The sequence below is a fragment of the Paramesorhizobium endophyticum genome, from assembly GCF_014640615.1.
In the GTDB taxonomy this organism is placed as follows: domain Bacteria; phylum Pseudomonadota; class Alphaproteobacteria; order Rhizobiales; family Rhizobiaceae; genus Paramesorhizobium; species Paramesorhizobium endophyticum.
In genome coordinates this window covers 1-20,248 of record NZ_BMHH01000031.1, presented here as the reverse complement: position 1 = coordinate 20,248, position 20,248 = coordinate 1, and the positions used below count along the sequence as shown (strand labels likewise).

Below are 20,248 nucleotides of genomic sequence, written 5' to 3'. Positions count from 1 at the left end.
GGTTGAAATCATGAAAAAAGACAAGCTTAGCAAAATGAAGTCCCTTTTTGTCGCCTCGGTCATCCTGATGATAACAGTAGAAACAACGAATGCAGCGTCGTTGAGCGACGAAGCCCGCAGTGAAATCGTCAACCACATCGATAGCCTCTCTGGGAAGATCAACCAGATTGCCCGCGAGATCTGGCTTCATCCGGAACTCGGATACAAAGAAGTGGAGACATCGAAACTGTTGAGCGAAGAGCTTGGCCGGAACGGCTTCAAGGTTACCAACGGAGTGGCCGGCATACCGACGGCCTTCGTTGCCAGTTATGGCAGCAATGATGGGCCGGTTATCGCGATCATGGCGGAGATGGATGCCCTGCCCGGCTTCTCCCAAGACGCGACAGCGACGGTGACGGCGATCAAAGATCAGAGTAATGGTCATGCATGCGGCCATAATCTTTTCGGTGCAGGGTCGGTCGGCGCAGCCATCGCAGTCTCCAAATGGATGGAAGCAAATAGCGTCAAGGGGCAGGTGCGAGTGTACGGTACGCCCGCCGAGGAGGGGGGCTCCGGCAAAGTGCATATGGTGCGCGCCGGCCTGTTCAATGACGTCGATATCACACTCCACTGGCATCCAGGAGCCAGCAATGGCGCATGGCAGGACAAGTCTCTCGCCAATATCAGCGGGAAATTCAAATTTCACGGGGTGTCGGCTCACGCCGGCATTGCGCCCGAAAAGGGCCGTTCCGCACTGGATGGCGTCGAAGCGATGAACCACATGGTCAATATGATGCGTGAGCATGTTCCGGAAAAAACACGGATCCACTACGTAATCACCAACGGCGGCAAGGCCCCTAACGTCGTGCCGGATTTTGCCGAAAGCTACCTTTATATCCGTCACCCGGACCCCTCGACTGTATTGGAAATCTTTGAACGCATCACGAAGGCTGCGGAAGGGGCCGCACTCGGCACCGGCACAACTGTAGACATCGAGCGGATCGGCGGCGTCTACTCGCTCCTCCCCAATGACACTCTCGGCCGTGTCATGGATGAAAATCTCCGTGCTGCCCGGCCCATCAAGTGGACGCCCGAGGAGATGAATTTCGCCGAAAAGCTGCAGGAAAGCATGACGAAAAAGCCCGATCTCGCGAAGGCCTTTGCCATCGAAGAGTACGAATTCGGCTTTCAAGGCTCCTACTCGACCGATGTGGGCGATGTCAGCTGGGCGACCCCGACGGCAAGCATAGGCACCGCGAGCTGGGTGCCAGGCACCTCCGCGCACTCCTGGCAGGCGGTTGCAGCGAGCGGGATGACGATTGGAGAAAAAGGCATGCTCCTGGCGGAGGAGACACTTGCCTCAACAGCAGCCACCTTGTTCCTGTCACCGGATTTGGTGGCACGGGCAAAAGCGGAATTTGAAAAGGCTCGTGGCAAGGATTTCCACTATGTTGCCCTCACCGGCGATCAGGCACCGCCGCTCACCTATCGCGATGAACCTATGTCGGAATAGGGCGTTGACTTTCTACACTCGCAACGCGCCTTGGCGGGTCTGCACCCGGGAGCGATAGCGCACCCGGGTGCAGTGTTTCAGGTTCGCAGGGTGACGTCACGCCTGCAGCGAGCGGATATAATTCCGCCAGCCGCCCATCGCGGTAATCTCTTGCGCGCCCATCACAGCATGGCTTTCGCAGAGAAAGCCGGAAACCTCAGACCCATCGTTCAGCGTGATTTTCCCGATGCCGAGCGGCGCGGGAATTTTCTGAACGAAACCGCCGAACACTTCCGGCGTCACTTTCCATATTTCTACTTCCAGCCCAGCGCCCGCATATCCCGGCTCGCGCACGAGACCCGGCTTCGGCGGTGCCGTATCGGGAAGCACGAACAACCGGTATTCACCGCCGGTGCGGCAGGTCTTCGTCAGTACGCCGCCGCGCGCCGACAACTCGTGGTTCAGCGGCATGCCGCTCAGATGCGCGCCGACCACGACAACGCTGACGAGCCCGTCATCGAGCGCCGTGATCCTGCTGGCCTCCGGGATCGTGGCCGCGCGATCCTTGCCCATGCCGGCGGCAAGCGCCCGGTGCATGGCATCGGCGAACGGAGCGAGCGCGTCGTCGCAGAACCCAGGCCCGAACAGCGTCACCCCGCCGGCAAGCCCGCGCGTTTCATCGAAGCCTGCGGGAATGGCGATGGCGGCATATCCGAACAGATTGGCGAAATTGGTATATCGGCCGAAATGGCCGTTCCTGACGATCGGATCCGACCGCATTTCCTCCACCGTATAGATTGTTGGCGAGGTCGGCAGCATCAGGACGTCGACCTTTTCCCATTCAGACAATGTTTTCTGCCGCAGCGCCTCCAGCCGGTAGCGCCCCTCGAAAGCCGCGACGGCATCATAGGCGCGCGCGCCCTCAATGATAGCCCTGACGGTTGGATCGAAGTCGCCGGCATTGGTGTCCATGAAATCCTTCACCGCCGCCAGCCGTTCGGCAACCCAGGGACCGTTATAGAGAAGCTCCGCCGCGTCGCGGAACGGCGCGTAATCGAAGGGAACAATGGTTGCCCCCAGCGCCGTCGCCCGCGCAATGGCGGCGTCGTACAATGCTTCATACTGCGTGTTGCCGAAGAATTCACGCTCGCTTTGGCCCAGTACGCCCACCTTCAGGCCCGATTGCGGCAGTTGCACCGGCGTTGCCGCCCGTGAGAACGGATCGGCGGGATCATGACCGTCCATGATCCGGCGCACCGTGATCCCGTCCCCCACAGTTGCGGCAAAGACCGTCACCACATCCACGCTGCGGCAAGCCGGCACGACGCCGGCATTGGACACCAGACCAGGCGTCGGCTTGATGCCGACGAGATTGTTGAAGGCGGCCGGCACGCGGCCTGACCCCGCCGTATCGGTGCCCAGCGCAAAGGAGACGAGGCCCGAAGCGGTGGCGACGGCGGAACCGGAACTGGAGCCGCCCGAGACATAGGCGCTGTCAAACACGCAGCGCGGCGCGCCATAGGGCGAACGCGTGCCGTTGAGTCCGGTGGCGAACTGATCAAGATTGGTCTTGCCGGCGACCAGCGCGCCGGCCGCCTTCAGCCGCGCAACGACGCTCGCGTCCTTTTGCGGGACATAGGCATAGGCCGGGCAGCCGGCCGTCGTCGGAATCCCTGAGATGTCGATATTATCCTTGACTGCGAACATCATGCCCCAGAGCGGCAGGCTGTTCGGCGTTGGCGCGCGTTCCATCAGTTCACGCGCTGCCGCGCGAAGCGCGTCGTCCGGCACCATGGTGATGAAGATGGCCCGATCGGCCGACGCAGTGCGCCGTGCGATTACCTCCTCCACGAGGTCGATCGGCGTAAGCCCCATGGCATAGGCGTCCTTCACCGAAGCAAGATCGAGAATGGCGGGTAGCATCAGTTTTCCTCCAGAATGGCCAGCATGTCGCCGGCCTTGACATTACGGCCGGGCGCTATCCGCACGGAGCGGATGGTTCCGGAAGCGTGAGTGGTCAGCGGGATTTCCATCTTCATCGATTCGATGATCGCCAGCGTCTCCCCGGCAGAAACGGTCTGACCCGGCTCGACGAGTACTTTCCATACATTGCCGGGTATGGCGCTTTCGACTCCGAAGCAGCCGGGCGGAATATCGCCCGGCGTCGCTCCCGGCTCGTCGGCGACAGAGAAGCTGTCGAGACCCTGTTCCTTCCAGCGCCGGCGCTCGGCCTCGAAGGCTGCCTGCTGACCGGCCTTGAACGCGCCGATGCTTTCGCGATGGGTTTCGAGTTCGCGGGCGTAATCGGCATAGGAAAACGTGCCGTGCTCGACCTTGAGCGGATAGGCCCCATGCGGAAAGGCCGACCGCGCTTCGGACAACTCATCATGGCTGACGGGGAAGAAACGGATTTGGTCGAAGAAATCGAGCAGCCATGGCTTGCCCTTTGCGAAGGCGGATGTCTGGCGCCAGGTGTTCCAGACCTGCAAGGTGCGACCGAACAGCTGATATCCGCCCGGCCCTTCCATGCCGTAGATGCACATGTAGGCGCCGCCGATCCCCACGGCGTTTTCCGGCGTCCAAGTGCGCGCCGGATTGTATTTGGTGGTGACGAGCCGATGACGCGGATCGAGTGGGGTGGCGACCGGCGCGCCGAGATAGACATCGCCCAGCCCCATGACCAGATAGCTGGCGTCGAAGATCATCCGCTTTACCGCCTCTTCGTCCGGAAGACCGTTGATGCGGCGTATGAACTCGATGTTAGAAGGACACCAGGGCGCGTTCGGGCGCACAAGTTCCTGATATTTGCGCATGGCCAGTTCGGCGTCGGGATCGTTCCATGAAAGCGGCAGGTAGACCGTCCGGCTCGGCACCGTTACCCGGTCGACCGGCGGCAGGCCGCCCTCCAGTTCGCGGAGCAGACCGAGAAGCCCCGCGCGGCCAAGTGTCGTTCCATCGTAATGGATTTGCAGCGAGCGAACGCCGGGCGTCAGATCGATGACGCCGGGAAGCCTCGCTTCCCTGACCGCCTGCATCAAGAGGTGAACACGCAGCCTCAGGCCGATATCGAGCCGCATCGAACCATATTCGACAAGAAGATTGTCTTCTCCCTGGCGGCGGTAAACGACGGGGACATCCCTGTCATCCAGCCTGCCGACGATCGCCGATCCGGCCTTTTCGCCGATGCCCGCCACATAGGGGCCGGCAACTGGCTCGCCGGGCAGCTCGACCGGATGAAAGCGAATGCGGTCGCCCGGCTTGAACTGGCCCATCTTCCACTGTTCGTCGCGGGCGATCACCGCCGCGCAGACGAAGCCGCCGAGGCTTGGACCGTCGGGACCGAGGATGATCGGCATGTCACCGGTAAAGTCGATCGCGCCGATGGCATAGGCGTTGTCGTGCAGGTTGGAGGGATGCAGGCCCGCCTCGCCGCCATCCTCGCGCGCCCATTTCGGCGCTGGCCCGATCAGGCGCACGCCGGTGCGGGCGCTGTTGAAATGAACCTCGTATTCCGTGTCGAACAGAAGCGCTATATCTTGGTCGAGGAAGAAATCTGGCGCGCCATGCGGGCCGTAGACGACACCGACATTCCAATGCGAGGTCAGAACCGCGGGTTCGGCGGCTGGCAGGCTGTTCTCCTGCCGCGCCCGCGCCAGCCTCAGGCTGTCGCCCGCCTTCAATACCCCGGTCGCATGCCCCCCGAAACGCCCGAGGGCGAATGTTGCCCGTGATCCGAGGATGACGGGCGCCGCAAAGCCGCCAGCGACCGCGAGGTAAGCGCGTTGTCCCGACCCCCGGATCACGCCCAGCGAAAGCGTCTGACCGGCTTTAACCGCGACGGCAACGCCGTTCTCAACCGGGATGCTGTCAAGCAGCATCGGCATATGGGCGCCTGCGAGTGCAACAACCACGTCCGAGAAAAATTTCAGTACAGGACCGGAGACCGTCAATTCCAGTGCCGTGGTTTCATCCTCATTGCCGACGAGCCTGTTGGCATGACGGAAGGACCGTTCGTCCATCGGCCCGCTCGGAGGCACGCCGACATGCCAAAGGCCGAGCCGCCCCGGCAGCTCCTGCAAGCTGGACTGCGCGCCGGGCGCGAGGACCTCGATCACATCGGGCTCGAAATGGAAATCCCTCAGCGCTGTCGTCGCGACGCCGCCGCTTATAAACATTGGCGAGCGGGCGATGGCCCTCAGATAGTCCAGGTTGGTCTCGATGCCCGCAACGCAGGTGTTGTCGAGCGCCGTGGCCAGCGCTTCAATCGCTGACACCCTGTCGTCAGCGGCAACGACCAGCTTGGCGAGCAGCGGATCGTAAAAGGCCGTCACCTCCGTGCCGGTCTCGATCCAGCCGTCGACCCGGATGGTTTCCGGGAAGGCGACCTCGGTCAAAAGTCCCGCACTCGGCCGGAAATTGGCATGCGGCATTTCGGCATAAAGACGCGCCTCGATCGCCACGCCACGCGACTTCAACGCGCCGGCGGAGGCAAGCACGTCCTCACCGGCGGCCTGATGGATCATCCACTCGACCAGATCAATGCCGAACACAGCTTCGGTCACCGGATGTTCGACCTGCAATCGCGTATTGACCTCGAGGAAATAGAACTCCTCGCGGGCCGGATCGTAGATAAATTCCACCGTGCCTGCGGATTCGTAATCGACCGTTCGGCAGAGCAAGACCGCATCCGCATGCAGGCGGAAACGCTGATCCTCGCAAAGACCGGGAGCAGGCGTCTCCTCGATCACCTTCTGGTTCCGGCGCTGGAGCGAGCAATCCCGCTCGCCGAGCGCGATCACTCCACCTTTGCCGTCGCCGAATATCTGCACTTCGATATGTCGCGCCTGCGGCACGAACCGCTCCAGATAGACGCGGTCGTCGCCGAAACTGGCCGATGCCATGCGCTTGACGGCTGCGAAGGCGACTGCCAGGACTTCCCGATCCTGACACAGCTGCATGCCGATCCCACCGCCGCCGGCGGTAGATTTCAACATGACCGGATAACCGATCGTCTCCGCAGCCGCGAGCGTCTCCTCGAGCGTATCGAGTAGCCCGCTTCCCGGCAGCAGCGCCAGCCCGCTTTTGACGGCAAGCTCCCTCGCGACATGCTTCAAGCCGAAGGCGGCGATATTATCGGCGCTGGGCCCGATGAAACGAATCCCTTCCGCTTCCAGCCTCCTCGCGAAATCGATGTTCTCCGACAGGAAACCATAACCGGGATGAACGGCCTCGGCCCCCGTCGCCTTGCAGGCGGCGACGACGGCATCGACGTTCAGATAGCTTTGCGCCGCCGGCGCCGGACCGAGCCGAACGGGCTCATCAGCCATCAGGACGGCTTTGGAAAATCGGTCGGCATCCGAATAGACGGCAACCGACGCGATCCCGAGCCTTTTCAGCGTCCGGATGATCCGGACGGCAATCTCGCCGCGGTTTGCAACAAGGACTTTGGTGAACATCGCTATTCTCCATTGTCCCAGACGAGCACACGAACCGGCGTCGGGTCGAAACCGTTGCAGGGGTTGTTGATCTGCGGACAATTGGAGATCACCAGCAGCACGTCCATTTCCGCCTTCAGCTCGACATAGTCGCCGGGCGCCGAAATGCCATCGGCGATGGTCATTTCTCCGGTCGGCTCGATCGGCACGTTCATGAAAAAGTTGATGTTCGGCACGACATCGCGCTTGCTCATGCCGTATCGGGCGACCTCGAGCACGAAATTGTCGCGGCATGCGTGGAGATAGCGCGTCTGGCGGCCGAAGCGCACGGTATTGCTCTCACAGGAGCAGGCACCCGCCGACGTGTCGTGCCGCCCGCAGCTGTCGGCCGTCATCGTCAGCATCACCCGGCCTTCATTGGAGATGATGCGGGTGCCGGTCGAGATATAGGCCGCCCCCTGTTCGCGCATGGTGTCCTGATTGGAATAGCGCTCCGAATAGTTGGCGGCATTGTAGAACAGCGTATCGATCGCCTGCTGCCCGTAGCTGTCCTCTATGCGGACGATCTGTCCTTTGCGCACGACGGTGGAAAACGGCGCCTCGGCGGCGATGAAATGATCCTGCGCCGCGTTGCCGGGCAAGCGGGAAGGCGAAGTCTGTTGAAATGCAGTCATGTATGATCCCTCAAGCCCCGGCGAGCGCGTTGTTTTCGAAGCCGCGGACGGCTTCGGCGGTAGCAGTGCGGCATAAATCGTCCGCGGCGGGCTCGACGGCCCTGATGCGCGTGACGCTGACCGGCTTGGGCGCGTAGACCGGGTTCGGATCGAGCGGATGCGGACAATTGGAGAAGCCGACGATCATGTCCATCTCGGCGCGCAATTCCACATAGTCGCCATTCGCGACGAGTTCCGGCTTCCAGAGGAATCTACCCTCGCCATCGACCCGAACCGGCGCAAAGAGCGCAAGCACCGCCGGAGTGTCACGCGTGTCGAGGCCAAGCTTGGCCACCATCTTGACCAGATTGTCGCGGGTATTGCGGATTTCCGGGCCACTTGCACCGGCATATTTGCGCGCATTCGACGCGGCGGTCGAGCCGCCTATCAGGCAGTCATGCGCACCGCAACTGTCCTCCACGATGGAGAACATCACCCGGCCCATGTCGGAGAAGATGACCCGGCCCTTGCCGAGCGCCGTTGTCCATTGCACCTTGACCGTATCGGGCAGGTTCAGCCTTTCCGTCGGATCACCGGCATTCCAGGCGACGAGCGTGACCGTCGAAAATCCCGCATCGAGCGCGACGCGCAATACTTCGTTCCGGCGTACGCGGGTCGACCAGTACCAGCCGCCAGCAATGACCTCGCGGTGCAGAATTTGCCCCGCCGCGATTGTCCGCGCCGGCTTTACACTCTTTCCCGGTAGGGCCTTCGGCGCAAATTCCAGGCCCTTTTTCTGGTGTTCCTCGTAGCGCGCCCGGTTGGCGGCGATCTCTTCGGTTGATCGTCTGATATGCACGATAATGTCTCCCTGTACGTCTTGCTAAGTGCTCTGCTGATCCATGATCGGCCCGTCGCGTCCCGGCCTGATCAGCGATGGAAGGCCGGCGCGGCGCGGCGCGGCGGCCAGATGGGAATGTCGCGGGTGATCGAAGCACCATAGCGCAGCTTCTCCTCGGGCCGGTCGCGGCGGCGCTCGAAGGCGATGACCCGCGTCGCGAGCGTGAAAGCCTCCGCCATGTCGTGGGTGACCATCACCACCGTCATCGGATGCTGGTGCCAGAGCCGTTTCATCAGCGCATGAATCTCGGCGCGGATTCCGGGATCGAGCGCGCCGAAAGGCTCGTCCAGCAGCAATACGCGCGGTTTCATGACGAGCGCTTGGGCAAGCGCGAGCCGCTGTTGCATGCCGCCGGAAAGCTGGGCCGGATATTTTGCCTCGACATGATCAAGCCCGACCTGCGCAAGCATCCCGCGGGCTTGCACAATGGCTGCGGCCCGCCGGCGACCGAACAGGCGCGCGACGTATCGCGATCCGGACATTTCCATGCCGAGCAGCACATTGCCGAGCACGCTCAGATGCGGAAACACCGAGTAGCGCTGGTAGACGACGCCCCGGTCCGCCCCCGGCTCCGGCGGCAGCGGCACGCCGTCGACCAGGATCGTGCCGCGCGTCGGTCTTTCCTGGCCGAGCAACAGCCGCAGAAACGTCGTCTTGCCGGAACCTGACGCGCCGACCAGCGCCACGAAGGCGCGCGGCTCGACCTCGAGCGACACGTCTTCGAGCACGATCTGGTCGCCATATTCCTTCCAGATCCTATCGACCGAAAGCCGGCTCATGACGGGTTCTCCAGAGTGGTCCAGGGAAATATCTTCCGGCGCAGCTTGTCGAGCGACCAGTCCATGCCAGCGGCCAGAAGCGTGATCCAGGCGACGTAGGGAAAGATGACGTCCATCGACAGATAGCGGCGCACCAGGAATATCCGGTAGCCGAGACCGGAATCCGACGAAATCGCTTCGGCAGCGATCAGGAACAGCCAGGCCGGCCCCAGTTGCAGCCGCAGGCAGGTAATCAGCCGGGGCAGAATCTGCGGAAGCACGACGCGGATGGCGATCTGCCACGAGCTACCGCCCAATGTCTGTGCCTTGACGACCTGCTCGCGAGGGATTTCCGACGCTCTAAATGCCAGGTCACGGATCATGACCGGCGTCACGCCGATGGCAATCAGCGCAATTTTCGAGATTTCCCCAAGCCCGGCGACGATGAACAAAATCGGCAGCAGCGCCAAAGGCGGCACCATCGAAAGAGCCGCGACGAACGGCGAAAGCAGCGCCCGTATGTAAGGCAGCATACCGATCATCATCCCGACCACGAGAGCGATGACGACGCCGATGCCCAGACCGGAAACGAGCCGGGTCAGGCTGGCGAGCGTATCGCTCCAGAAGATGTAGTCACCGGTGCGCGCATCCGCGGTCATCACGAGACGGTCGATTGCAGCGGCAAAATTGCCGAGGCCGGGCAGCAGCTTGTCGTGCGGGTTCGCGGCCAGCCGTGCCGCCGATCCCGCCGCATAGGCGATCAGCAGCAGGGCAAACGGCGTCAGGGCGAGAACGAGCTTCGTTCCCCTACCGGGATAGAGATTGATCCAACGCATGAATGTCGCTCCGCTTGGGGTTTGTCCGGCGCCAGGCGTTCGGCCCAGCGCCACAACGACGCTCAGAGTGATCCCTTGGCGGCGGCGTCCATATAGGTGGTGGTGAAGCGCAGCTTGATATTGGCCTTGTCGCCCAGTACCTTGCCGTCCGGCATCTCAATGCCGATCACGTCGGCCGAGGTCGCGCCGTTGCCGAGCAGGGCCTTCGAGAACAGGAAGTTGCGAACCAGATCCATGGTCTTGGGCAGGGCGGACGAAGCGGTGAAGGCTGCGGCATCGGCTGGCTTATCGAACAGTTTCGTCGCCTTCATCTGCGCTTCGAAACCGGCAAGATCGGTGCCGGACGCCTCGCCCATTTCCTTGCGGGCGGCTATACCCTCGGCGCCCTGCGCCGTCATCACCTTCATCGTGTCATACCAGATGCCGGCAAGCGCCTTGCCGAAATCCGGATTGTCCTTTAGCACAGCCGTGTTGGCGACCAGCAGGTCGATGATCTCGCCGGGAATCCGGGAGCTGTCGAACACCGTGTGGGCGGATGGGTCTTCCAGAATGGTCGAGACGAGCGGGTTCCAGGTGACGACCGCCGTCACGTCCGGCGTCTTGTAGGCGGCGACCATGTCTGCATCCGACGTGTTGACGACCTTCACGTCACGCTCGCTGGCCCCGATCGTTTCGAGCGCGCGGGCAAGCAAATAATGGGAAACCGAGAACTCGACGAGATTGACGTTCCGGCCCTTGACGTCGGCAAGCTCGCTCCTGTCCTTCAGGATGACGGCGTCGTTGCCGTTCGAGAAGTCTCCGACGATGACCGCCGTCGTATCGACGCCGCCGGCGGCGGGGATGGACAGCCCGTCCATATTGGTGAGGGTCACTGCATCAAATGCGCCCGCCGTATACTGGTTCATCGATTCCACGTAATCGTTGAACTGGGTGACCTCGATCGAAATGCCGTATTTTTCGGCCCATTTCTGGACGATCCCGTGGTCCTTGGCATAACCCCACGGCATCCAGCCGACATAGATCGACCAGGCGACCTTGAATTCCTTTTTCACCTCGGCCTGCGCGCTGGCAACTGCGCTTGACGCCAGAGCGGCGGCCAAAACGCTGATCGATATCATTTTTTTGAAAGACTGCATTGGCTTCCCCTTTGTTTTAAAAAGGGACCGGCATGGACCAACGCCGCCAATCCCTTGGCTAACGAGGTCTCCCGGGCTTTTCTCCCGCCGTGCACCCGGCGGGATGTCTCCCCGCCGGTGGCAGCTCTCGGACCAGCACGTCACAGACGCCGGAACCCTAGCCGCCAACTCGAATGATAATGAAGCAAAAGATGTGCCAGATTGGAAAAGCTCATTGAAACAGGGGGGAAATCACGCACCAAAGCGATATCAGCCAAAACTTAGGCACGGCGATCATGGAGGTGCCTACAAAACAGCCAGCGGCCCACATTCGCCACCTGACGCCGCAGGCCGACCGCCGACGATTTCACCGACAGATACCCCAATGCAGCATGCTTTTTCGCGCAGGCGGAAAACATGTATTCTGAAAGCCTTGGAACATGATGTAGTCAAGCTCGAGCAGGTGTTTAGTTCGGGACGCGGCGATGCGGTCGAAGCCGAACGCTTTGCGGTCCTGACCGTCGAGTGCCTGGCCCCGTGAAAGCTGCATTTTGCAGGCTATCCCTAATTTCAGCGATGAGCCGGATCGACATCCGGGCCAAGACAGTGTATTGAGCTGATTAAACGTTTAATCATCTCCAGTTCTGCGACCGGATGAACAACAATCGGATTCGACCGAACCTCAGCAAAATAGCCGCCCTGCTCGATGTTTCGGCGGCAACGGTTTCCAACGCGCTTTCCGGAAAGGGCCGCGTTTCGACGGAGCTTACCGAGAAGATCCGTGCGACGGCCGCCGACCTCGGCTATGTGCCCGGAACGGCCGGACGAGCCTTGCGCACAGGCCGTTCCTATGTGCTAGGCCTCGTTCTTCCGGACATCGCAAATCCTCTGTTTCCCCAGATCGCGCAGGCCATCGAGCACGCCGCCTCCAAGGCCGGATATGGCGTTCTGATCGGCAATTCGCGCGGCAATGTCGCAACACAGACCGAAGTCATCAACAGGCTGCTGGAGCGCGGCGTCGACGGCATCGTCATCGTGCCTCGGCACGGCACGCGCATCGCCGATATCGGCAGTCCCATGGCCGTAATCGATAGCCCCTCGACGCCCGGCAACACCGTTTCCGCCGACCATTGGCAAGGCGGCCAGCTCGTGGCGGAGCATCTCGTTTCGATCGGCCACCGCAAGATCCTGATCATCGGCAACAATCCGGCATCCAATGTGCAGAACGATCGCATCGGCGGTATGAGATCGCGCATGCCGGCAGGAGTGGAAAGCGAAACCCTCTGGATCGAAAGGCTGGAAAGTGAGACCTCTCCCGGCTGTCCACTCGGGCTGGAGCAAAAATTCAACGATGGCTTTACTGCTTTCGCTACCCTTTCCGACCTCCATGCCTTGCGAGCCCTGACCGAGCTTCTGGGTTGCGGCATCAGCGTACCGGATGAGGCGAGCGTCACGGGCTTCGACGATCTCATCTGGTCATCCGCGTTCAAGCCCTCCCTCACTACCGTCCACGTGGATATGCCCGCGATCGCCAAGGTTGCCATAGACGCGCTGGCATCGGCCATAGAGCGCAACGCATCGGGCGGCGCGCCGATGAATTCCAGCCCGGTGCGGCCTCTGGCCGGCGGCAGCGAGTGCATACCGATGAGCCTCGTCGTGCGCGAGACATCGGCCCCTCCCCGTTCAACCCACGCCTGAATATAAAAAGCCCCCAGAAGGAGAACATCGTGACATTGAAGACGGCCTCGGCCTCAGCCGCCGCGCTGATTGTGAGCATAGGTCTTGCCCACGCCCAAGAGAAGACGCTCACCATTTCCGTCTATGGCTTTGCGCAGGATGAATACAAGGAGCTGCTCTACGATCCATTCGAGGCCAAATGCGGCTGCAAGCTCGTTGTCGAGACCGGCAACAGTGTCGAGCGCCTGGCCAAGATGGAAGCCAACAAGGTGAACCCCGTCGTTGACATGGCCGTGGTCTCGATGGCCGATGCGCTTCAGGCAAGCCGCGCCGGCCTGATCGACAAGATCGATACGGCGAAGCTCACCAATTTCGACAAGCTCTATGACATCGCCAAGGATCCGAACGGCGACGGTATGAGCATCGGTTATACCTTTTACACCACCTCGATCGTCTACCGGAAAGACAAGATGAAGATCGATTCCTGGGCGGACCTGCTGAAGGACGACATCGTCTCCCATGTCGCGTTCCCGAACGTGACGACCACTCAGGGACCGTCGGCGCTCTACATGCTCGGCCAGGCGCTCGGAAACAGCACACCTGCTCTGAAAGGCCCGATCGAAGCGGTTGGCGCCAGGAAGGACGATATTGTCACCTTCTATGTGAAATCCTCGCAACTCGTTCAGCTCATGCAGCAGGAGGAGATCTGGGCCGCGCCGATCGGCCGTTTCTCCTGGGCGCCTTTCGCCAAGCTCGACCTGCCACTTGCCTGGGCGACGCCCAAGGAAGGCCAGACCGGCGGCATGAATGTCATGGTCGTGACCAAGGGCTCGAAGAACCGGGATCTTGCGCATGAATTCATGGATTTCTGGCTCTCCACCGAAGTGCAGACGAAGCTTGCCGAAGCGCTGGTGGACAGCCCCGCCAATGCCGAGGTCAAGGTGCCGGACGAAGTGGCCGCCAACATCACCTATGGCGAGGAAACCGCGAAGAGCCTCAAGCTCATGCCGTCCGCCATCGCGCTCGACAATCGCGATGCCTGGCTATCCGAATGGAACGCCAAGGTCGGTCAGTAATCGCCAGCTTGGGCCTATCGCCTGCGCCTCGCGTGATGAACAAAACAGATCAAAAGGGTCAGACAAAATGTTCCAGAACCGGGCAGAAGCGTTGGCGCTCGCCCTTCCGGCGGCTCTTTTCGCCGCGATCGTCTTTCTGGTGCCGGTCGCCCTGCTTCTTTCGGAAGGGTTCCGCTCGGCCGGGAACTGGACGATTTCGGCCTATGCGGATTTCTTCACCGAGCCGCTCAACCGTACGGTCTTCCTGCGCACGCTGAAGCTCGGTCTGCTCGTGACCGCCGCCGCTGCGGTGATAGGCTACGCGACGGCCTATGCTATCGTGTCGCTGCCGCCGGGTGCAAAGGGACGCATGGTGGGCCTTGTCATCCTGCCACTGATGATCTCACCGGTTGCCCGAACCTATGCCTGGATCGTCATCCTCGGGCGCACCGGCATCGTCAATCAGGCGCTGATGCTGTTCGGTCTGACCGATGAGCCCTTGCGCATCCTGTTCACCGAGACGGCAGTCTTCATCGGCCTGCTACAGCTTTTCCTGCCGTTGATGATCATCTCACTTATCAGCGCGCTGGAAAACCTGCCGAAGGATGCCGTGCCCGCGGCCCGCGTCCTTGGCGCCAACTGGCTCCAGGTGTTCTGGAAGGTGATCCTGCCGCTGACCCGCGAGGGGCTGGTGGTCGGGGGCACGCTCGTCTTCACCGGCTCCATGACCGCCTACATCACGCCCGCCATCCTCGGCGGCTCCAAGGTTCTCATGCTGGAGACGCTGCTCTACCAGCAAGTGACCGTCGCCAACAATTTCGTCTCCGCAAGCGTGATCGCGTTCATCCTGATCGTCATGAGCTTCGCCGCCAACATCCTGCTCCGGCGCATTGCGACCGCGAGGAACAAGAAATGATGCAGAGATTCTATGCACCCCTCGTGCTGCTGCTGGTGATGATCTTCCTGATCGGGCCCTTTCTCATCATCGTCGCGGCATCCTTCTCGGCGGGCGACATGCTGGCCTTTCCCCCGCAGGGCTTCTCCGTAAAGTGGATCGCCAAGGTCTTCACCGTGGAGAGCTTCCGCCAGAGCTTCACGACGTCGATGTTTCTGGCGATAGGTGGTACTTTCGCAGCCCTTATTCTCGGAATTCCCGCCTCCTATGCCATGTCGCGCTACCGGCTGCCGGGGGCGGAGACGGTGCGTTTCATGGTTTCCATGCCGATCATCGTGCCCGGCATCATCGTCGGTCTCGCCCTGCTGCGTTACTTCGTCATCCCCATCGGCGTCCCTGTCACTCTTGCTCTCTTCGTCGCGCACACGGCACTGGTCCTGCCCTATGCCGTGCGGGTCGTCTCCGCGAGTCTCGACAATTTTAGAGCCGACGTCGAGGAGGCCGCCGTCCTGCTGGGTTCGTCGCGTTGTGGGGCCTTCTTCCGCGTGGTGCTTCCCAACATTCGCGGCGGCATTCTTTCGGCCTTCATCCTCGGCTTCGTGACGAGCTTCAATCAGGTGCCGGTTTCCCTGTTCCTGTCCGGCCCCGGCGTCCGCACGCTGCCGATCGATATGCTGGGCTATATGGAGATCGTCTTCGATCCCTCGATCGCCGCCCTTTCCTCGCTGCTCGCTTTCCTTTCCATCGGCATCGTCTTTGCCGCGGAACGTTTCCTGGGGTTTTCCCGCTATGTCTGACACTTCCTTCCTCACTCTCGACAAGCTCACCCTCGCCTATGGCAAGACGACCGCCGTCAAGGATCTCGACCTCCAGATTCGAAAAGGCGAATTGCTTGCGCTGCTGGGCCCTTCGGGCTGCGGCAAGACCACGACCATGCGGTCCATTGCCGGGCTGATGCCGGTAAAATCGGGACGCATCCTGCTCGACGGCAGGGAAATCACCCGTACGCCGGCCAACAAGAGGGAAGTCGGGCTGGTCTTCCAGTCCTACGCCCTCTTCCCGCATCTCACGGTCTTCGAGAACGTCGCCTTCGGACTCAAGCTGAAGGGCCTGTCCGGCAACGCGCTGGAGGCCAAGGTCGGGGCCGCGCTGAAATCCGTCGGCCTCTCGCAATTCGCCAGCCGAAAGACACCGGAACTCTCCGGCGGCCAGCAGCAGCGCGTCGCGCTCGCCCGCTCCATGGTCATGGAGCCGAAGGTGCTGATGCTCGACGAGCCGCTGTCCAACCTCGACGCGCGCCTGCGTCTGGAAATGCGCACCGAATTGCAGCGCGTGCAGAAGGAAAGCGGCGTGACCATGATCTTCGTCACCCATGATCAGGTTGAGGCGCTGGCGCTCGCCGACCGCATCGTGGTGATGCGCAACGGCGCAATCGAGCAGATCGGCACGCCGGAGGACATTTACAACCGCCCGGCCTCCGGCTTCGTCGCCGATTTCGTCGGTTTCGAGAATATCTTCGCCGTCCGCAACGGCAAGATCACCACCGGACACGGCGAAATCGCTCTTTCAGCCGAGGTGCCCGACGTGGCGGGCCTTGCCTGGCGTCCGCGCGCCATCCCGCTGGGGACAGGGCCGTTCACGGGCTTCGTGCGAGGCATTTCCTTTGCAGGCGCCAGCCGCGAATATGTGCTGGATACGCCCGTGGGCATCGTCAAGGCCGAGACCGACGCATCGCTTCGCGCTCATGAACTCGGTGCATCGGTGGCATTCGACCTGCCGGTGACAAGTGCCGCCATCCTCGACCGTTTCGGATGAAGACGATGGGCGTCTGGATCGATACCGATATGGGCTTCGATGACATCGCAGCCATTCTGGTTGTGCTGCACGCGGGCCTTCCCATCGACGGGATTTCCCTCGTTTTCGGCAACACGCCGATGGAACAGGTGAAGCGCAATGCCGCCGGTGCGGCGGGTGCCTTCGGCTGGGCCATGCCCATGCATGCCGGTCGCTCGGCGCCCGTAATGGGCATGCTCGAAACGGCCCAGGGAATTCTGGGCGAAACCGGCATCCCAACAATAGGTCTCGCGTTTCCGCGGAGCGATGGATTGCCGCACGGCGATGCTTTTTCAAGCCTTTGCAAATGGCTCGAGGAGACACCGCCGCCGCGCCGCATCCTGGCGCTCGGGCCGCTGACCAATATCGCAGCGCTGGCGCTTGCCCGGCCCGACCTTGCCGCCCGCATCGATGAGCTTACATGGATGGGCGGAGCCCTGACGCGCGGCAATCATACGGCATCCGCCGAGTTCAATGCGTTTGCCGATCCCGAAGCCGTGGCGATCGTTCTCGCCCACGGCCTGCCGCTGCGCATGATCGATCTCGACTTCTGCCGCAAGGTTCTGGCAACGTCGTCCGATGTGGCCCGGGTGCGAAACGCCGGCGGCGGGAACGCGGCGCAGATCGCTGACATGTTCGCCGGCTTTGTCAACATCGCCGTCTCTCGCGGACGCCCGGCCATGGCGCTCTACGACCCCGCCGCAGCGGCCGCCTTCGTCCGTCCCGATCTGGTTACCTATCAGCGGGCATGCATCGGCATGGAATGCGCGGGTACGCTCACGCGAGGTCGCACGATTGTCGAAACCCGCGCCACCCACGCCAGCTTCAACGCGGAGTTCGCTTCGGATTGCGATGCGGATGAAGTGAAGAAACTCATCATGGCGGCGCTCACATGGGAAGCCGGCAAATGAACCGGACAGCGAAGCCGGAACCCTTGGACTTGGCCGACGCGGCCCTGCGGCTGCGCGCGGTCGCCGCCGCCAGGGGGGATGCGCCATTCGACCTGCTGATCGTCAACGGTATCCTTGTCGATATGGTGACTGGAGAGCACCGGGCAGCGGATATCGGCACGCTTGGCCCGCTCATCGCCTCGGTGCATGCGCCCGGCAGTCGCCAAGACGCGGCGGAAATCCTCGACGCCGAGAGCGGCTTCATTACGCCCGGCCTCATCGACACCCACATGCATGTCGAGAGTTCGATGGTGACGCCCGCCACTTATGCCGATGCAGTCGTCCCGCGCGGCGTGACCACAGCGGTCTGGGATCCCCATGAATTCGGCAATGTCCACGGCATTGCCGGTGTCGATTTCGCCATTAGGGCGAGTGCCGGCCTTGCGTTGCGGTTCATCGTTCTCGCTCCGTCCTGCGTTCCCTCCGCACCGGGCCTTGAAGGCGCCGGCGGCGATTTCGACGCGGCGACCGTCTCCGGCCTTCTCAGGCGTGATGAAATCGGTGGTGTGGCCGAAGTGATGAACATGCAAGGCGTCATCGATGGCGAGCCGCGCATGAGCAGCATCGTTCATGCCGGGCTGGCAGCCGGAAAGCCCGTCTGCGGCCATGCCCGGGGCCTGACGGGCAGTTCGCTGCAGGCCTTCATGGCGGCGGGCGTCGGCTCCGATCACGAATTGACCTCCGGCGCCGACCTGATGGAAAAGCTGCGTGCCGGCCTTGCAATCGAAATGCGCGGCTCTCACGACCACCTGTTGCCGGACTTCGTTGAGACGCTGAACGCGCTGGGGCATCTGCCACAGACGGTGACGCTTTGCACCGACGACGTCTTCCCGGACGACCTCGTCAAAGGCGGCGGTCTGGACGACGTGGCGCGGCGTCTAGTGCGCTATGGTATGAAGCCTGAATGGGCGCTACAGGCGGCAACCTTCAACGGTGCCCGCCGGCTCGGGCGCGACGATCTCGGACTGATCGCGGCGGGACGCCGCGCCGATATAGTGGTGTTCAACGACCTCACCGAACTCGAGGCAAGGCTGGTCATCGCCAATGGCGCCATCGCCGCCAGGGCCGGAGCCATGGTAAATCGCTCGGCGCCGACAGCCGCTGATGGCTTCCTCGCCTCCGTGAAGCTGCCTTCGCTCGGCACGAATGATTTCCGCGTTCCCGTTGATGGACGCCGGGTTCGCGTGGCGACCATCGACAACCCAAGGTTCACCCAATGGGGCGAAGCCGAAGCGGACGTTGCGAACGGCTTCGTCGTGCCCCCGGGAGGCGCGACGCTGATCGCGGTCGCCCACCGCCACGGGCTTTTTGCAGCCCGCCCGCATGTGGGCTTCCTGCGACATTGGGGAAGCTGGAAGGGAGCCTTTGCCACCACCGTCGCCCATGACAGCCATAACCTGACCGTTTTCGGCGGCAATCCCGAGGACATGGCGATAGCCGCCAATGCCGTGATCGCCGGCGGCGGCGGAATGGCCGCGGTCGCCGGCGGCGAGGTGCTGGCGCGGCTGCCCTTGCCCGTCTCCGGGCTCGTCTCGCAAGCTGGCCTTGCCGAGGTCGCCAACGGATTTGCCGAGCTTCGGGACGCAATGGATAAGATCGTCGAATGGCAACCGCCCTATCTGGTCTTCAAGGCCTGCTTCGGTGCCACGCTCGCCTGCAATGCCGGCCCACATCAAACGGACAGGGGCATTGCCGACGTGACCACCCGCACCATCCTCGCCTCGCCCGTACTCGAGGTAATCGCCTGACAATTTCCATAAGAGGCATGGCGCGAAGAGCATATTGATGCGGCAATTGCGTACCTTGTCGATCCGCGCAGCCATGCCGGCTTAAAACAACACAACTCTTAGAATAACCGGTCTCCTTTGGGTCGTGTGGCCGGATCCGTCAAAATGAGGCGGTTGCGACCCGAAAACGCACGTTTGGCGAACTCAACGAAATCCAGAACGGGTTTCGACTTTTCGTTCGCCTGCCACCCGACAACAAGCTCCACTTCTTCTGGAATTTCGGTTAGTGGTTTGTAGACAAGATGCGGACTGTGATTGTGGATCAGCCATGACGGCGCAATGGCGATGCCGACGCCGGCGGCGACGAGCGTTGCGATCGCAAGCGTGTGAGACACCTCCTGGACGACCATGGGATAGATACCCGCCCGACGAAAAGCGTCCATGATGACGTGATGGTAGCTGGCGCCGATCGTAGGCGCATAGGTTATAATGGGTTCCCCCGCGAAGTCCTTGACGCAGAAATCTGCTTTGCTCGCAAGCCGATGATGCGTCGGCAAAACTGCAACAAAACCCTCCTTTAGCAGATGGTCCGTTTTCAGGAAGCCGGCGGGGTTGGTCGGGCGGATAAAGGCGACCTGAACCTTGCCGCTTTGGAGCATCTCAAGCTGATTAGCTGTACCCAGCAGTTGCACGTCCACCTGCATAGCGGGGTATTTTTTACGAAAGTCCGCAATCACGTCGGGCAGCACATGAGACAAAGCGACGTGGACACCGCTGACGTAAATCTTTCCGCCTTCATCGCCGGAAATAGAACGGGTGTGCGTGACGGCCCGGTCGATGCCGCCTAAAATCTCTAATGCATGCAGCAGGAAGATTGAGATCGCGCAAGACCTGGGCATCGGCCTATCGACGCTGGTGCGCTGGATTGGCCGGAGCCGGGAT

Annotated in this window: 15 protein-coding genes, 1 pseudogene and 1 riboswitch; of the genes and pseudogenes, 8 read left to right on the top strand and 8 right to left on the bottom strand. The window is 61.9% G+C overall.

Features of this window, described 5'->3' with window-relative positions; all coding sequences use genetic code 11:
* The first annotated feature begins 10 nt into the window (after positions 1–10).
* Complete coding sequence (locus IEX53_RS21745) at positions 11–1,492, top strand: amidohydrolase (protein WP_210311685.1); 1,482 nt, start codon at positions 11–13, stop codon at positions 1,490–1,492.
* A 96-nt stretch (positions 1,493–1,588) separates the two neighbouring features.
* On the opposite strand, the gene atzF is transcribed toward IEX53_RS21745, so the two are convergent.
* The 7 genes and pseudogenes from atzF to IEX53_RS21710 form a co-directional block, all read right to left on the bottom strand.
* Positions 1,589–3,394, bottom strand: coding sequence for an allophanate hydrolase (gene atzF, locus IEX53_RS21740; protein WP_188826279.1), 1,806 nt, complete (start codon positions 3,392–3,394; stop codon positions 1,589–1,591).
* Positions 3,394–6,927 carry a 5-oxoprolinase/urea amidolyase family protein gene (locus IEX53_RS21735; RefSeq protein ID WP_188826278.1) on the bottom strand — a complete coding sequence of 1,178 codons (3,534 nt, stop codon included), beginning with the start codon at positions 6,925–6,927 and terminating at the stop codon, positions 3,394–3,396. The genes atzF and IEX53_RS21735 overlap by 1 nt, the downstream gene beginning before the upstream one ends.
* A 2-nt stretch (positions 6,928–6,929) precedes the next feature.
* Positions 6,930–7,580, bottom strand: a complete 651-nt coding sequence (locus IEX53_RS21730; protein WP_188826277.1) for an urea amidolyase associated protein UAAP2 — start codon at positions 7,578–7,580, stop codon at positions 6,930–6,932.
* A gap of 10 nt (positions 7,581–7,590) precedes the next feature.
* Complete coding sequence (locus IEX53_RS21725; RefSeq protein WP_188826288.1) at positions 7,591–8,421, bottom strand: urea amidolyase associated protein UAAP1; 831 nt, start codon at positions 8,419–8,421, stop codon at positions 7,591–7,593.
* A gap of 21 nt (positions 8,422–8,442) precedes the next feature.
* Positions 8,443–9,239, bottom strand: a pseudogene (locus IEX53_RS21720) (ABC transporter ATP-binding protein).
* Positions 9,236–10,054, bottom strand: a complete 819-nt coding sequence (locus tag IEX53_RS21715; RefSeq protein ID WP_188826275.1) for an ABC transporter permease — start codon at positions 10,052–10,054, stop codon at positions 9,236–9,238. The pseudogene IEX53_RS21720 and the gene IEX53_RS21715 overlap by 4 nt, the downstream one beginning before the upstream one ends.
* Before the next feature lie 62 nt (positions 10,055–10,116).
* Entirely contained in the window at positions 10,117–11,190 is a 1,074-nt protein-coding gene (locus IEX53_RS21710) for a putative urea ABC transporter substrate-binding protein (RefSeq protein WP_188826274.1), read from the bottom strand.
* A gap of 66 nt (positions 11,191–11,256) precedes the next feature.
* Positions 11,257–11,362, bottom strand: a riboswitch (guanidine-I (ykkC/yxkD leader).
* A gap of 461 nt (positions 11,363–11,823) precedes the next feature.
* Here IEX53_RS21710 and IEX53_RS21705 point away from each other — a divergent pair.
* The 7 genes from IEX53_RS21705 (at position 11,824) to IEX53_RS21675 (ending at position 19,327) form a co-directional block, all read left to right on the top strand.
* Complete coding sequence (locus tag IEX53_RS21705) at positions 11,824–12,867, top strand: LacI family DNA-binding transcriptional regulator (protein ID WP_188826273.1); 1,044 nt, start codon at positions 11,824–11,826, stop codon at positions 12,865–12,867.
* Between the two features lie 35 nt (positions 12,868–12,902).
* Positions 12,903–13,922 carry an ABC transporter substrate-binding protein gene (locus IEX53_RS21700; RefSeq protein WP_188826287.1) on the top strand — a complete coding sequence of 340 codons (1,020 nt, stop codon included), beginning with the start codon at positions 12,903–12,905 and terminating at the stop codon, positions 13,920–13,922.
* Positions 13,923–13,989: 67 nt separating this feature from the next.
* Positions 13,990–14,817: an ABC transporter permease gene (locus IEX53_RS21695; RefSeq protein ID WP_188826272.1), complete on the top strand. Its 828-nt coding sequence runs from the start codon at positions 13,990–13,992 to the stop codon at positions 14,815–14,817.
* Complete coding sequence (locus tag IEX53_RS21690) at positions 14,814–15,593, top strand: ABC transporter permease (RefSeq protein WP_188826271.1); 780 nt, start codon at positions 14,814–14,816, stop codon at positions 15,591–15,593. The genes IEX53_RS21695 and IEX53_RS21690 overlap by 4 nt, the downstream gene beginning before the upstream one ends.
* Positions 15,586–16,611: an ABC transporter ATP-binding protein gene (locus tag IEX53_RS21685; protein ID WP_188826270.1), complete on the top strand. Its 1,026-nt coding sequence runs from the start codon at positions 15,586–15,588 to the stop codon at positions 16,609–16,611. The genes IEX53_RS21690 and IEX53_RS21685 overlap by 8 nt, the downstream gene beginning before the upstream one ends.
* Positions 16,612–16,616: 5 nt before the next feature.
* Positions 16,617–17,540: a nucleoside hydrolase gene (locus tag IEX53_RS21680; RefSeq protein WP_188826269.1), complete on the top strand. Its 924-nt coding sequence runs from the start codon at positions 16,617–16,619 to the stop codon at positions 17,538–17,540.
* Positions 17,537–19,327, top strand: a complete 1,791-nt coding sequence (locus IEX53_RS21675) for an adenine deaminase (RefSeq protein WP_188826268.1) — start codon at positions 17,537–17,539, stop codon at positions 19,325–19,327. Before IEX53_RS21680 ends, IEX53_RS21675 begins: the two co-directional genes overlap by 4 nt.
* A 98-nt stretch (positions 19,328–19,425) precedes the next feature.
* Here IEX53_RS21675 and IEX53_RS21670 read toward each other — a convergent pair.
* Positions 19,426–20,248: LysR family substrate-binding domain-containing protein (locus tag IEX53_RS21670; protein ID WP_188826267.1), on the bottom strand; the 823-nt coding region annotated here is incomplete at its 5' end.